Source organism: Streptomyces sp. NPDC048415, from assembly GCF_040651675.1.
Lineage (GTDB): Bacteria > Actinomycetota > Actinomycetes > Streptomycetales > Streptomycetaceae > Streptomyces.
Genome location: NZ_JBEZKJ010000028.1, coordinates 1 through 14,444, shown reverse-complemented (window position 1 = coordinate 14,444; position 14,444 = coordinate 1). Strand labels below are relative to the sequence as shown.

General features: G+C 70.3%; 13 protein-coding genes. 12 read left to right on the top strand and 1 reads right to left on the bottom strand.

Annotation, left to right across the window (positions count from 1 at the left end):
* Positions 1-148 precede the first annotated feature (148 nt).
* From iolC to AB0D27_RS19980, 6 genes are all read left to right on the top strand, one after another.
* A complete protein-coding gene (gene iolC / locus AB0D27_RS20005) occupies positions 149-1,099 on the top strand; it encodes a 5-dehydro-2-deoxygluconokinase (protein WP_362510196.1) in 951 nt (316 codons plus the stop codon).
* 98 nt (positions 1,100-1,197) lie between these two features.
* Positions 1,198-2,067 (top strand): deoxyribose-phosphate aldolase, encoded by an 870-nt coding sequence (locus AB0D27_RS20000; RefSeq protein WP_362510356.1) that lies wholly within the window; start codon positions 1,198-1,200, stop codon positions 2,065-2,067.
* A 7-nt stretch (positions 2,068-2,074) separates the two neighbouring features.
* On the top strand, positions 2,075-2,896 hold the full coding sequence (gene iolB / locus AB0D27_RS19995) for a 5-deoxy-glucuronate isomerase (RefSeq protein WP_362510193.1): 822 nt from the start codon (positions 2,075-2,077) through the stop codon (positions 2,894-2,896).
* On the top strand, positions 2,893-4,776 hold the full coding sequence (iolD, locus tag AB0D27_RS19990) for a 3D-(3,5/4)-trihydroxycyclohexane-1,2-dione acylhydrolase (decyclizing) (protein WP_362510190.1): 1,884 nt from the start codon (positions 2,893-2,895) through the stop codon (positions 4,774-4,776). The genes iolB and iolD overlap by 4 nt, the downstream gene beginning before the upstream one ends.
* Before the next feature lie 14 nt (positions 4,777-4,790).
* Complete coding sequence (gene mmsA, locus AB0D27_RS19985; protein WP_362510187.1) at positions 4,791-6,302, top strand: CoA-acylating methylmalonate-semialdehyde dehydrogenase; 1,512 nt, start codon at positions 4,791-4,793, stop codon at positions 6,300-6,302.
* 300 nt (positions 6,303-6,602) lie between these two features.
* Entirely contained in the window at positions 6,603-8,012 is a 1,410-nt protein-coding gene (locus AB0D27_RS19980; RefSeq protein ID WP_362510184.1) for an APC family permease, read from the top strand.
* Positions 8,013-8,018: 6 nt separating this feature from the next.
* Here the strand turns inward: AB0D27_RS19980 and AB0D27_RS19975 are convergent, their stop codons facing one another.
* Positions 8,019-8,429 carry a GNAT family N-acetyltransferase gene (locus AB0D27_RS19975; RefSeq protein ID WP_362510180.1) on the bottom strand — a complete coding sequence of 137 codons (411 nt, stop codon included), beginning with the start codon at positions 8,427-8,429 and terminating at the stop codon, positions 8,019-8,021.
* A 116-nt stretch (positions 8,430-8,545) separates the two neighbouring features.
* Between AB0D27_RS19975 and AB0D27_RS19970 the strand changes: the two genes are divergently transcribed.
* The 6 genes from AB0D27_RS19970 to AB0D27_RS19945 all read left to right on the top strand — a co-directional run bounded on the left by AB0D27_RS19970 (position 8,546) and on the right by AB0D27_RS19945 (position 14,362).
* Complete coding sequence (locus tag AB0D27_RS19970) at positions 8,546-11,191, top strand: alpha/beta fold hydrolase (RefSeq protein WP_362510177.1); 2,646 nt, start codon at positions 8,546-8,548, stop codon at positions 11,189-11,191.
* Positions 11,188-12,051: an ABC transporter permease gene (locus AB0D27_RS19965; RefSeq protein WP_362510175.1), complete on the top strand. Its 864-nt coding sequence runs from the start codon at positions 11,188-11,190 to the stop codon at positions 12,049-12,051. Before AB0D27_RS19970 ends, AB0D27_RS19965 begins: the two co-directional genes overlap by 4 nt.
* A gap of 227 nt (positions 12,052-12,278) precedes the next feature.
* A complete protein-coding gene (locus tag AB0D27_RS19960) occupies positions 12,279-12,665 on the top strand; it encodes a hypothetical protein (RefSeq protein ID WP_362510173.1) in 387 nt (128 codons plus the stop codon).
* Between the two features lie 615 nt (positions 12,666-13,280).
* Positions 13,281-13,601 (top strand): hypothetical protein, encoded by a 321-nt coding sequence (locus AB0D27_RS19955; RefSeq protein ID WP_362510170.1) that lies wholly within the window; start codon positions 13,281-13,283, stop codon positions 13,599-13,601.
* Positions 13,602-13,664: 63 nt separating this feature from the next.
* Positions 13,665-13,982 (top strand): hypothetical protein, encoded by a 318-nt coding sequence (locus AB0D27_RS19950; protein ID WP_362510167.1) that lies wholly within the window; start codon positions 13,665-13,667, stop codon positions 13,980-13,982.
* Between the two features lie 59 nt (positions 13,983-14,041).
* A complete protein-coding gene (locus AB0D27_RS19945; RefSeq protein WP_362510164.1) occupies positions 14,042-14,362 on the top strand; it encodes a hypothetical protein in 321 nt (106 codons plus the stop codon).
* Positions 14,363-14,444: the final 82 nt, after the last annotated feature.

The window sequence follows — 14,444 nt, the reverse complement described above, 5'->3', positions numbered from 1 at the left end:
ATGACTGCGGTGACAACGACGTCATGGGCGTCAGCTTCCGGCGACCCCAGGGAGGGTGTCAAGGCCTCGTCCGAATGTCTGGACAAAACGTTGACAGGGCTCCCCGGGCGGGACTACACCTGGGGGCAGCCGTAGCGAAGGGAAGTCGATGGCGTACGACCTGATCACCATGGGGCGGATCGGTGTGGACCTCTACCCGTTGCAGACGGGGGTCCCGCTGGCCCGGGTGACGTCCTTCGGAAAGTTCCTCGGCGGCTCGGCGACGAACGTCGCGGTGGCCGCCGCGCGGCTCGGGCGGCGTACCGCGGTGATCACCCGAACGGGTGACGACCCCTTCGGTACGTACCTTCACGAGGCGCTGCGCGACTTCGGCGTGGACGACCGCTGGGTCACGCCGGTCCCGGGCCTGCCGACCCCCGTCACCTTCTGTGAGGTCTTCCCGCCCGACGACTTCCCGCTCTACTTCTACCGGCAGCCCAAGGCCCCCGACCTGGAGATCGACGCCCACGGCCTCGACCTGGACGCCATCCGTGCCGCCCGCGTCTTCTGGGTGACCGGCACGGGCCTGAGCGAGGAGCCCAGCCGCACGGCGACGCTCGCGGCGCTGGCCCACCGCGCCAAGTCCGCGACCACGGTCTTCGACCTCGACTGGCGGCCCATGTTCTGGAAGGACCCCGACTCGGCCCGCCCGTTCTACACGGAGGCCCTGCGCCACACCACCGTCGCGGTCGGCAACGTCGACGAGGTCGAGATCGCCACGGGGGAGCGCGAACCGCACGCCGCCGCTCGCGCCCTGCTGGACGCGGGCGTCGAACTCGCCGTCGTCAAGCAGGGCCCCAAGGGCGTTCTCGCCGTCCACCGCGACGGCACCTCCGCCGAGGTCCCGCCCCTCCCGGTGACGGTCCTCAACGGCCTCGGTGCCGGCGACGCCTTCGGCGGCTCCCTGTGCCACGGCCTGCTCGCCGGCTGGGACCTGGAGCGCGTCATGCGGCACGCGAACGCCGCCGGGGCCATCGTCGCCTCCCGCCTGGAGTGCTCCTCCGCGATGCCGACCCCCGAAGAGGTCGAGGACGCCCTCACGGCGGGAGCGGTCCGGTGAGGGCGGGCCACGTCGGCGGCGCCCGGCACGACGAGGGCGGCGACCCCGCAGCCCCTGCCGCCTACGGAAGACTCCGATCCCCCCACCAGCGCGTCGACATCGTCGATCTCGCGCGCACCCGAGCCCACCGGCCCGAAGCGATCGCCGAGGCCGCCGCACACCGCGTTCGGCGGCCCCTCGTCAAGGACTCCGGGCGGCTGATGATCGTCGCCGCGGACCACCCGGCCCGTGGCGCGCTGGCCGTCGGCGACCGCAAGCTGGCCATGGCGAACCGCGCCGACCTGCTCGAACGGCTCTGCCTCGCTCTTTCCCGCCCCGGCGTCGACGGTGTGCTCGCCACCGCCGACATCCTGGACGACCTGCTGCTGCTCGGCGCGCTCGACGGCAAGGTGGTCCTCGGGTCGATGAACCGGGGCGGACTCGTCGGCGCCTCCTTCGAGTTGGACGACCGGTTCACCGGGCACCGCCCCCAGGACATCGAGCGGCTCGGCTTCGACGCGGGCAAACTGCTGCTCCGTATCGACTACGACGACCCCGGCTCGCTGCGCACCCTTGAGTCGACCGCCCGGGTGATCGACGAGATGGCCGAGCGGCGACTCCCGGTGTTCGTCGAGCCGTTCCTGTGCCGCCGCCGTGACGACGGCACCCTGCGCAACGACCTGAGCGCCGAGGCCGTCACCAAGTCCATCGCCATCGCCGCCGGCCTGGGCGGCAGTTCGGCGTACACGTGGCTGAAGGTGCCCGTCACCGAGAACCCCGATGACATGGCCCGCGTCATGGAGACCTCCACCCTGCCCGCCGTCCTGCTCGGCGGCGACGTCGGCGAGGACCAGGAGGCGGCGTACGAGAAATGGCGCGGCGCCCTCCAACTCCCCACCGTCCAGGGCCTCGTGGTGGGCCGTTCGCTGCTGTATCCGGCGGACGGGGATGTGGCAGGGGCAGTGGACACCGCCGTAGGACTTCTGTGAGGGCCGCATGACCAACGAGCTGTACGTCCCGAAGGGCACCACCGCCGACGCGTACTACGCGCTCGACATCGACCCCAAGCGGGCCGGCTGGACGCACGCCGGCCTGCGCGTCGTCGAACTCGGGCCCGGCGGTACGCACACCTTCACCACCGGTGACAGCGAGTGGATCGTCCTTCCGCTCAGCGGCGGTTGCACCGTGCGGGTGGAGGACGAGGAGTTCCCACTCCTGGGCAGGCAGAGCGTGTTCGCGGGGGTCTCCGACTTCGCGTACGTGCCCCGTGACGCCCGGGCCCAGATCGCCTCCGGCGCGGGAGGCCGCTTCGCCCTGGCAGGAGCGAAGTGCGAGCGCCGACTCCCCGCCCGCTACGGCCCCGCGCCGGAGGTTCCCGTCGAGGACCGAGGCAGCGGCAACTGCGCCCGCCAGGTGCGCAATTTCGCCTCCGCCGACGCCTTCGAGTGCGACACGCTCATCGCCGTCGAGGTGATCACCCCCGGCGGCAACTGGTCCTCGTATCCGCCGCACAAACACGACGAGAACCGGCCCGGGATCGAATCGGAGCTCGAGGAGATCTACTACTTCGAGATCGACGGTCCGAACGGTTTCGGCTATCAACGCGTATTCCCTTCGCGCGAGGGCGGATCCGACGTCCTCGCCGAGGTCCGCACCGGCGATGCCGTCCTCGTCCCCGACGGATGGCACGGCCCGTCCATCGCCCAGCCCGGCCACGCCATGTACTACCTGAACGTCATGGCCGGACCGGGCAAGAACAGGGAATGGCGGATCTGCTTCCACCCGGACCACGTAGAAAGCACAGAGGGATACCGATGACCTCGACGACGAGGCTGACGGTCGCACAGGCACTGGTGCGGTTCCTGGGCGCCCAGTACACGGAACGGGACGGCGAGCGGCGCCGGCTGATCGGCGCCACCTGGGGCATCTTCGGTCACGGCAACGTCGCCGGGATCGGCCAGGCGCTCGTCGAGTACGGCGATGTCATGCCGTACCACCAGGGACGTAACGAACAGGCCATGGTGCACGCGGCGGTCGGATACGCGCGCCAGTCGGGCCGCCTGTCCACACACGCCGTCACCACCTCCATCGGCCCGGGCGCCACGAACCTCGTCACCGGTGCCGCCCTGGCGACGATCAACCACCTTCCCGTGCTCCTCCTGCCCGGCGACATCTTCGCCACCCGCCCCGCCGACCCGGTGCTCCAGCAGCTCGAGGTCCCGTACGCGGGCGATGTGTCGGTCAACGACTGTCTGCGCCCGGTGTCGAAGTACTTCGACCGGATCGCCCGCCCCGAGGCGCTGATCCCGGCCGCCCTGCAGGCGATGCGCGTGCTCACCGACCCCGTCGAGACCGGCGCGGTCACGCTCGCGCTGCCGCAGGACGTGCAGGCGGAGGCGTACGACTGGCCCGAGGAGTTCTTCGCCGAGCGGACCTGGGCCGTCCGGCGTCCGGCGGCGGACCAGGCGGAACTCTCCGCCGCCGTGCGGGCGATCCGCGAGGCCCGGCGCCCGCTGATCGTCGCGGGCGGCGGTGTCCACCACAGCCGCGCCGAGGAGGCGCTCGCCGAACTCGCCTCGGCCACCCGCATCCCCGTCGCCTCCACCCAGGCCGGCAAGGGCTCCTTGCGCTGGGACCATGCGCAGGACGTCGGCGGCATCGGCCACACCGGCACGGCGACCGCCGACGAGCTCGCCCGCACCGCCGACCTGGTGATCGGCGTCGGCACCCGCTACACCGACTTCACCACCGCCTCCGGCACCCTCTTCACCGCCTCGGGCGTCCGCTTCCTGAACCTCAACATCGCTCCGTACGACGGCCACAAACTCTCCGGCAGCCCGCTGATCGCCGACGCGCGGGCCGGGCTCGAGGCCCTCACCGAAGCGCTGCTGCTGCACAAGCACCGTGCCGAGCCCGCGTACGTCACCGAGTACACGGACGACAAGGAGCGCTGGGAGTACCGCGTCGACGCGGCGTACGAGGCCGACGACCACGACATCCGGCCCACCCAGCCGCAGGTCCTCGGCGTCCTCGACGAGCTGGTCACCGAGGACGACATCCTGATCAACGCGGCCGGCTCACTCCCCGGCGACCTGCACAAACTGTGGCGGGCGCGGTCGCGGGACCAGTACCACGTCGAGTACGGCTACTCGTGCATGGGCTACGAGATCCCCGCCGCGATCGGCGTCCGGATGGCCGCCCCGGACCGTCCCGTCTGGGCGCTGGTCGGCGACGGCACGTATCTGATGATGCCGACGGAGATCGTCACCGCCGTGCAGGAGGGCGTCGCGATCAAGGTCCTCATCCTGCAGAACCACGGGTACGCCTCCATCGGTGGCCTCTCCGAGTCGGTGGGCGGCGAGCGGTACGGCACCGCGTACCGCTACCGCTCCGAGGACCGCACGTACACCGGGCCGCCGCTGCCCGTCGATCTGGCCGCCAACGCGGCCAGCCTCGGCATGCGGGTCCTACGCGCGAAGACCGTGCGTGACCTGCGGGCGGCTCTCGGCGAGGCACGCGCCGCCGACACTCCCACATGTGTCTACGTGGAGACCGAAACGGCAGACACAGTGTCGGGCGCGCCTCCGGCCCAAGCCTGGTGGGATGTACCTGTGGCCGAGACCGCGACCCGCTCGTCGGCGGTCAAGGCACGCGAGGAGTACGACCGGCACGTCGCCGCCCGACGCCGCCATCTGTGAAGGAGTTTTTGGCCATGACGAAGACCGTCAACCACTGGATCGGTGGCAAGCCCGTTGGAAATGCCGCGGGCGTCTCGGGTACGTACGGGTCGGTCACCGACCCGGCGACCGGCGCCGTGACCACCCAGGTCGCCTTCGCGACCGTCGACGAGGTGGACGCCGCGGTCGCCGCCGCGAAGGACGCGTACGCGACCTGGGGCCGGTCCTCGCTGGCCAAGCGGTCCACGATCCTCTTCAAGTTCCGCGCCCTGCTGGACGCGAACCGGGACGCGATCGCCGAACTGATCACCGCCGAGCACGGCAAGGTCCACTCGGACGCACTGGGCGAGGTCGCGCGCGGCCTGGAGATCGTCGACCTGGCGTGCGGGATCACCGTGCAGCTGAAGGGTGAGCTGTCGACCGAGGTGGCCTCCAGGGTCGATGTGTCCTCGATCCGCCAGCCGCTGGGCGTCGTCGCGGGCATCACGCCGTTCAACTTCCCGGCGATGGTTCCGATGTGGATGTTTCCGATCGCCATCGCGTGCGGCAACACCTTCGTACTCAAGCCGTCGGAGAAGGACCCGTCGGCGTCGATGAAGATCGCCGAGCTGCTCGCCGAGGCCGGTCTGCCCGACGGCGTCTTCAACGTCGTCCACGGTGACAAGGTGGCCGTCGACCGCCTCCTGGAGCACCCGGACGTCGCCGCCGTCTCCTTCGTCGGCTCCACCCCGATCGCCCGCTACATCCACACCACCGCCGCCGCGAACCACAAGCGCGTGCAGGCCCTGGGCGGCGCCAAGAACCACATGCTGGTCCTCCCGGACGCCGACCTGGACGCCGCCGCCGACGCCGCGGTCTCCGCCGCCTATGGCTCCGCGGGCGAGCGCTGCATGGCCATCTCCGCCGTCGTCGCCGTCGGCTCGATCGGCGACGAGCTGGTCGACAAGATCCGCGAGCGCGCCGAGAAGATCAAGATCGGCCCCGGCAACGACCCGACCTCCGAGATGGGCCCGCTGATCACGGCCGCGCACCGCGACAAGGTGGCGTCGTACGTGCACGGCGCGGCGGCGCAGGGCTCCGAGGTCGTCCTCGACGGCACGGGCTACACGGTCGACGGCTTCGAGGACGGCCACTGGATCGGCCTCTCGCTGCTCGACAAGGTGCCGACGTCCTCGGACGCGTACAAGGACGAGATCTTCGGCCCCGTCCTGTGCGTGCTGCGCGTCGACACGTACGAGGAGGGTGTCGCCCTCATCAACGCCTCGCCGTTCGGCAACGGCACCGCGATCTTCACCCGGGACGGCGGCGCCGCCCGCCGCTTCCAGCTGGAGGTCGAGGCGGGCATGGTCGGCGTGAACGTGCCGATCCCGGTGCCCGTCGGCTACCACTCCTTCGGCGGCTGGAAGGACTCCCTCTTCGGCGACCACCACGTCTACGGCAACGACGGCACGCACTTCTACACCCGCGGCAAGGTCGTCACCACCCGCTGGCCGGACCCGTCCGAGGCCCCGGCGGGCGTCGACCTGGGCTTCCCGCGCAATCACTGAGACCCGTCGTTCCGGGCTCCGAGGCCGTCCGCATTGCGGACGGCCTCACTTTTTTCCGACCGTGCACTGCGGTTCCCGTAGCCAGGTAAGAGAGCCTTCCGTCAGAGCTGTTGTGCTCAGTTGGACCTTGGAAGCGCTTTTTGCCTACGGATTCCGTAGGTAAACGACCATTGACGCGACGGTTTCCGTCAAGGTTCCATCAACGCCGGGAGCGGACGAAGAGACGTACGACGCGAGCCGCCGGAGGCGATAACGCTCCCGCCCTCATCACCTGACGCACGAGTCGATCGGAACCGCTTCATGACCGACACGCTCCGCCCTGTCGAAACCGCCGTCGTCGACGCCGCCCCCCCGGCGTCCGGCAGCCCTCAAAAGCTCAAGCGCTCCATCGGCATAGTCGGCGGGACCCTCCTCACGCTCTCGTGCGTGACGCCCGCCTCCACGCTCTTCGTGGTCGTGCCCGACCTGTTCTCGTCCCTCGGCACGGCGACCGCGCTCACCATCGCCATCGGTTCCCTGCTCTGTATCGCCGTGGCGTTCTGTTACTCGGAGCTGGGCACCCTCATCCCCAGCGCGGGCGGCGAGTACGCCATGGTCTCCACGATGGCCGGACGCCTCGCGGGCTGGCTGGTCTTCGTGCTCTCCCTCCTGGTCGTCATGATCGTGCCCCCGGTGATCGCGATGGGCACGGCGGACTACCTGGCGCCGATCGTGCACCTGAACCCGTCGATGGCGGGCGCCGGAGTGATGATCCTGGCCACTCTCGCGGGCCTGCTCGATCTGCGGGCCAACGCCTGGATCACCGGCGTCTTCCTGGTCCTCGAGGTCATCGCGGCGGCCGTCGTGGCGGTCCTGGGCTTCACGCACAGCCAGCGCGGCGCAGGCAGCCTGGTCTCGATGCAGGTGGCGGGCTCCGGCGGCCACACGGACACCGTGACGGCCATGCTGGTCGTCTCCGGCCTCGCCATCGCCCTCTTCGTCACCCAGGGCTTCTCGACGGCGGTCTACCTCTCCGAGGAGCTGGAGAACCCGCGCCGCAACGTCGCCCGTACGGTCCTGGCCACGCTCGCCATCTCCACGGTCATCATCCTGGTCCCGGTCGTCGCGATCACCATGGGCGCCTCGGACCTGTCGACCCTGACCGGCGGCGACATCAGCAGCATGGTCACGGCCTGGTCGAACTCCGCCGTCGGCACCTTCGTCAGCCTCTGCGTGGCGCTCGCGATCATCAACGCCGGCATCGTCATGGTCATCCAGAACTCCCGGGTGCTGTTCGCCTCGGCCCGCGACAAGGCGTGGCCCGAGCCGGTCAACAAGGGCCTCTCGCGGCTCGGCCGCTTCGGCTCCCCGTGGGTCGCCACGCTCCTCGTGGGTGTCCCCGGCGCGCTCCTGTGCTTCGTCAACCTGGACACCCTGTACGGCGTGACCGGCGTGTCGGTGACGGCCATGTATCTGCTGGTCGCGGTCGCCGCGCTGCTCGCCAGGCGGGGTCAGCACCGCCACACGCCGGCCTGGCGGATGCCCCTGTGGCCCGCGATGCCGGTCCTGCTGATCGCGGTCCTCGCGTACATCCTGAGCCAGCAGGAGGCCGGCTACCTGCTGTGGACCGGCGGCATCACCGCCGTCGCCACCCTGTACTGGGCCTTCTACCTGCGCCCGCGCCGCGAGACCCGCTGGCTGGTCTCGATCCCGGAGGACGCGCAGGCGTAACCGGCCTCAGTCGAACGCCCACGTCACCACCGTGCACGTCTCGTCGTCCTTGCCACCCGCGCTGCGGTAGGTGGCAAGGGCGACGTCGTTTCCGGTGTCGACGCCGACCCACATGCCGTAGCAGCCGCGCTCCCGGGCGAGGGCGGCGAGAGCCCGGATCAGCGCGCGCCCGGTGCCGCGCCGCCGGAACGATTCGGCGACCGCCAGCTCGTACAGGAACATCTCGGTGCCCTTGTCCGGGTGGACCGTCTCGACGCCGCTGATGAAACCGACGGGGCTACTGTCCTCGTAGGCCAGGTACAGATGGTGGCCCTGGGTGTCCAGGAAGCGCTGCGCCCATTCGGGGCGCACGGGGTGGTCGAAGAGGTACTCGGCGTCGGTCAGTTCGTCGACGGTGGCGGCGCGGCGCATCTCCATGAGGCGTTCGTACCACGGGCGCGGTACGCCGGGCCCGTGCCGTACTCCTGTGGGAGGGGCGGGGGTTCAGACCGGCGGCTGCATCGGTTGTCGGTGCGCACCCGTACCGTTGAGGCATGGATCTTCGACTGCCCCGACCGCGCGGGCCCCGACGATGGATCGCGGCCACGGCCGCCGCCCTCGTCGTGCTCGCCGGCGCCGGCACCTGGACGGCCGTCGCCTCGTCCGACGCCCCGGCCGTGCACCGCGCCGACCGCGTCATGGCCATGGGCGGCGGGGTGCGCATCGACACCTCGTACTTCACCGCGGGCCCGACCTCCGAGCGCCGGCCCGCCGTCCTCCTGGCGCACGGCTTCGGCGGCAGCAAGGCGGACGTACGGTCCCAGGCGGAGAAGCTCGCCCGTGACGGCTACGCGGTGCTGACGTGGTCCGCGCGCGGTTTCGGCAGGTCCACCGGGAAGATCGGGCTGAACGACCCCAAGGCTGAGGTCGCCGACGTGTCCCGGCTGATCGACTGGCTGGCCAAGCGTCCCGAGGTCCAGCTAGACAAAAGCGGCGACCCGCGCGTGGGCGTCACCGGCGCCTCGTACGGCGGGGCGATCTCCCTGCTGGCCGCCGCCGACGACCAGCGGGTCGACGCGATCGCCCCCGCGATCACGTACTGGAACCTGGCGGACGCCCTCTTCCCGAACGGGGTGTTCAAGAAGCTCTGGGCCGGCATCTTCATCAACTCCGGCGGCGGCTGCGACCATTTCGAGCCCCAGCTGTGCGCCATGTACGACCGGGTCGCGGAATCCGGAAAGCCCGACGCGGCGGCCAGGAAGCTGCTCGAGGAGCGCAGCCCCTCCGCCGTCGGCGACCGCATCAAGGTGCCCACACTCATCACGCAGGGCCAGTCCGACTCCCTCTTCCCGCTCGGCCAGGCCGACGCGATGGCCCAGGCGATCCGGGCCAATGGCGCACCCGTGGACGTCGACTGGATCTCCGGCGGGCACGACGGCGGAAACATGGAGGCGGACCGCGTCCAGTCCCGGGTCGGTTCCTGGTTCGACCGCTATCTGAAGGACGAGACGGGTGCGGACACCGGCCCCGCGTTCCGCGTCACCCGCACCGGAGGCATCGACTCCACCGACGGCGCCGCACAGTTGCGGGGCGCGAGCGGGGACACCTACCCCGGCCTGGACAGCGGGCGGCACAGCATCGCGCTGAGCGGCCGTGAGCAGAGCTTCGAGAACCCGGCGGGCGCCAGTCCGCCCGCCATCTCGGCCCTCCCCGGCCTCGGCGGCTCGGGCGGCCTCGCCCAGCTCTCCTCCCTCGGCGTAGGCGTCTCCCTCGACTTCCCCGGCCAGTACGCCCGGTACGAGTCCTCCGCGTTCGGCGACGACCTGCGGATCACCGGGTCCCCGACGGTGACGGTGCACGTCACGTCGAGCACCGACGACGCGGTCCTGTTCGGGAAGGTGTACGACGTCGGGCCGGACGGCACCCAGCAGGTGCTGCCGTCCCAGCTGGTCACCCCCGTCCGGGTCGAGGGCGCGAAGAAGGGCAAGGACGTCCGGCTGTCCCTGCCCGCCATCGACCACGAGGTGCGCAAGGGCCACCGGCTGCGCCTCGTCCTCGCCTCGACGGACCTCGGCTACGCCTCACCGGCGGCCCCGGCGACGTACACCGTGTCTTTGAGGGGCGACCTCCAGATCCCCACGGCACCCGGCGTGACGACCGCCGCCGCGCCGCTGCCCGCGTGGGTGTGGTGGCTGCCGCTCGCCGGAGCGCTGGCCGCACTGGCACTGCTGCTGACGGGCCGCCGCCGTACGACGGCCCCGGCGCCCGATCCAGAGCTGGCCGAAGTCCCGCTGCAGATCAGGGACCTGAGTAAGCGGTACGCGAAGTCGGCGGACCGGTATGCGGTACGGGACCTGTCGTTTCGCGTGGAGAAGGGCCAGGTCCTCGGCCTGCTCGGGCCGAACGGCGCGGGCAAGACGACCACCCTGCGCATGCTGATGGGCCTGATCAAGCCGGACGGTGGCGAGATCCGCGTCTTCGGGCACGCGATCCGGCCGGGCGCGCCGGTCCTCTCTCGGGTCGGGGCGTTCGTCGAGGGCGCGGGCTTCCTCCCGCACCTCTCCGGCCGCGAGAACCTGGAGCTGTACTGGCAGGCGACGGGCCGCCCGCCCGAGGACGCCCACCTGGAGGAGGCCCTGGAGATCGCGGGCCTCGGTGACGCGCTGGCCCGCGCGGTCCGCACCTACTCCCAGGGAATGCGCCAACGTCTCGCCATCGCCCAGGCGATGCTCGGCCTCCCGGACCTCCTCATCCTCGACGAACCCACCAACGGCCTCGACCCGCCACAGATCCGCGAGATGCGCGAGGTCATGATCCGTTACGCCGCCGCTGGCCGCACGGTCATCGTCTCCAGCCACCTCCTCGCCGAGGTCGAACAGTCCTGCACGCATCTGGTCGTCATGGACCGCGGGCGCCTCGTCCAGGCGGGCCCCGTCTCCGAGATCATCGGCTCGGGCGACACCCTCCTCGTCGGCACAGGAGCACCTGTGGACGAACCGGTCGTCGAGAAGGTCGGCGCGCTGCCGGGCGTGGCCTCGGCCGTCGCCACCGAGGACGGGCTGCTGGTCCGCCTCGACCCCGACGGCAGCCCGCAGCGCCTGGTCGTGGAACTGGTGCGGCTCGAAGTACCCGTGGCGTCGGTGGGCCCCCACCGCCGCTTGGAAGACGCGTTCCTCACCCTGATCGGAGGCTCAGCATGAGCACGCTTCTCGAGCGGGCGGAGACGGCGGACGGGTACCGGGCGCGGCGTACGCTGCCGCTGCGCGTGGAGCTGATCCGGCAGCTGAAGCGGCGCCGCACCCTCGTAATGGGGGGAATCCTCGGGGCGCTGCCCTTCGTCCTCGTCGTGGCGTTCGCCATCGGCGGCGACCCGGGCTCGCGCAATGGCCAGGTCACGCTGATGGACACGGCCACCGCGTCGGGCGCGAACTTCGCCGCGGTGAACCTGTTCGTGTCCGCGGGCTTCCTCCTGGTGATCCCGGTCGCGCTGTTCTGCGGGGACACGATCGCCTCCGAGGCGAGCTGGTCCTCGCTGCGGTACCTGCTGGCGGCCCCCGTGCCCCGGGCCCGCCTGCTGTGGTCCAAGCTCACTGTCGCGCTGGGCCTCAGCCTCGCCGCGATGGTGCTGCTGCCGGTCGTCGCGCTGGCGGTGGGCACCGCGGCCTACGGCTGGGGCCCGCTGCAGATCCCCACCGGCGGCGCGCTCTCCGCGGGCACCGCGACCCAGCGGCTCCTCGTGGTGATCGCGTACATCTTCGTGTCCCAACTGGTCACCGCCGGACTCGCGTTCTGGCTGTCGACCAAGACGGACGCCCCCCTGGGCGCGGTCGGCGGCGCGGTCGGCCTGACCATCGTGGGGAATGTCCTGGACGCTGTCACCGCCCTCGGCGACTGGCGCGACTTCCTGCCCGCGCACTGGCAGTTCGCCTGGGCGGACGCCGTCCAACCGACCCCGGAGTGGGCCGGCATGATCCAGGGCACGGCGATTTCGATAACGTACGCGCTCGTGTTGTTCGCCCTGGCCTTCCGCGGTTTCGCCCGCAAGGACGTGGTGTCGTAGAGGGGCGATTTCCCTTTCAGTCGCGCATGCGACCGGGTCGAGCTTGACGCACCATACGATCAATTGATTCACCGACCAGATGTGAATCCCTCCGACGGCACCGTACGCACGGCGTTTTTCACTCCTCTGACCTTCATGCGTATGGAGTAACGCATCGCTTTTGTAGAGGTCATGGACTGCTATGTTCTCCAGCCGTCGGACGAGGTAACTTTCAAACGAGGTGAATCATGAAGAAGGCAGTTTTCACCACTGCAGCGTTGGCTATCGGCGCGGGTCTCGTGGGTGGCTCCGCCGTCGCGGCGTCAGCCGCCGTGGCGCCGGCCCCCTCGACCGGTCCGCTCGGTCTCGCGTCCCCGACCAAGGTGTCTCCGGCGGTCCTGCCCGCGGTCGACACCGTGACGCGACTGGCCCGCAACGGCAAGCTCGCCAACGGTAGCGCGTTCGACGAGAAGAGGCCGGAGGGAGTCTCTGGCCTGTACCTGGACGGTATGGACCCGCACGCCGCCAAGAAGCCCACGGTCCCGGTGCGGAACCCGGCCGGAAACGGCTCCGTTCAGGTCCACCCCCTGCAGGCGCCGACCGCTATCGGGCTCGGCACCCTGCTCGGCAAGTGACGAAACGGAAACCGTAGAAGTCGGCCGTACCGGCGAAAGCCCTAAGGCTTCACGATGCTTTCGCTGCCATGTGGTCCCGTCTGTTCGCGGGACACCGGCGGGCCCGGAATTCTGAGGCTCTGATCCGGTTCTCGGCAACCGGAGACCGACACCGCACGTGCCGCGGGCGGCTCGGCCCGCTGTCGATCCTGGTTTCACACACGTCCGTCACCTCGGTGACGCAGGCCCGGACGCTGGATCCGGACCGGTAACTCCACATCCTGACTCGGCGGACCCGAATACCGCCGGGGCCCGCGAACCATCTGTCCGGCCCACCGGCCCTCTCCCTTCCGGTGGGCCGGACACGCGTGGGCGCTCGTTCCCCACGGCCCTGTGCAGCCTGTTGGACGGGGAATTTCTCCGAGCGGCCGTCGACCGCGGGCTTTCGGATTGTCGTTCACCCTGGATGAGCCGCACGGATTCGACCCCCATTCCCGCTCGGCCTGCCTGAACACGCGGCATTGCGCCATCCGATGGAATCAGCCCCGTTTAGGCCCTCTTCCCGTGACTTATACGCGCATATCAAGGTTTCCTGGTATGCAAGCGTGCGCAACGGTGAATTCAGGAGGAACCGAGTTGCCCAGGAAGTTCGCGGTCATCACTGCCCTCACCCTCGGTGCTGTCGTCAGCAGCGTCGGCGTTGCCTCGGCCAGCGACAACAACACCAAGGTCCAGGGTGGCGGCGGCTTTTCGTCGTCCGAGGTCGTCGTGAACGCCCCTCAGCAGGGCGTTCTCATCGTCAACGGCACGCTGGTTGACGGTCGCTGCATCGCACCGTGGTCCAACGGAGCAGTCCTCGCCGGCGTCCTCGCGCCGAACTCGCACTACGCCGCGTGCAACACGGCGCAGATCAACCAGTCGCAGAACGCCGCTTCCAAGGGCGGCCTGCTCTTCTGACTCCTGTCCCGAGCAATTCGGAGCAGGTGAATCCCCCAAACGCAGCCCGGAAAGGCGCATCTCATGCGTAACAAGGTTACGGCCATTTCCGCCCTCGCCGCGGGCATCGTCCTCGCGGCGGCTGGCACCGCCGCGGCCGACAACTGCACCACCGTCAAGGGCGGTGACGGCTTCTCGTCGTCCCCGGTCGTCGTTAACGCTCCCCAGCAGGGCCTTGCCGTCGTCAACGGCTCGGCCGTCGACCTCCGTTGCGTCGCCCCGTGGTCCAACGGCGCCGTCCTCGGCGGCGTCCTCGCGTCGAACTCGCGCTACGCCGCCTGCAACACGGCGGAGATCGACCAGTCGCAGAACGCCCAGTACGAGGGCGGCCTGCTCTTCTGACCTGCTCCGAGCAATTCGGAGTACGGAAACCCCAACCGCCCCACCGAAAGGCGCATCTCATGCGTAACAAGGTTACGGCCATTTCCGCCCTCGCCGCGGGCATCGTCCTCGCGGCCGGCGGCGCCGCCGCGGCCGACGACAACAACACCACCGTCACCGGCGGTGGCGGCTTCTCGTCGTCCCCGGTCGTCGTTAACGCCCCTCAGCAGGGCCTTGCCGTCGTCAACGGCACGCTCGTCGACGGCCGCTGCATCGCTCCGTGGTCCAACGGCGCCGTCCTCGGCGTCATCCTCGCCCCCAACTCGCACTACGCCGCCTGCAACACGGCGAAGGTCGACCAGGCGCAGAACGGCCCGACCGCGGGCGGCCTGCTCTTCTGAGCCGCTGCGGGCCCCGAGTCCACCGGCCGGGCCTGCGGGATGCCGGCCCGCTGGATCAGCGGGCACGCACCGAGCAGAGGAC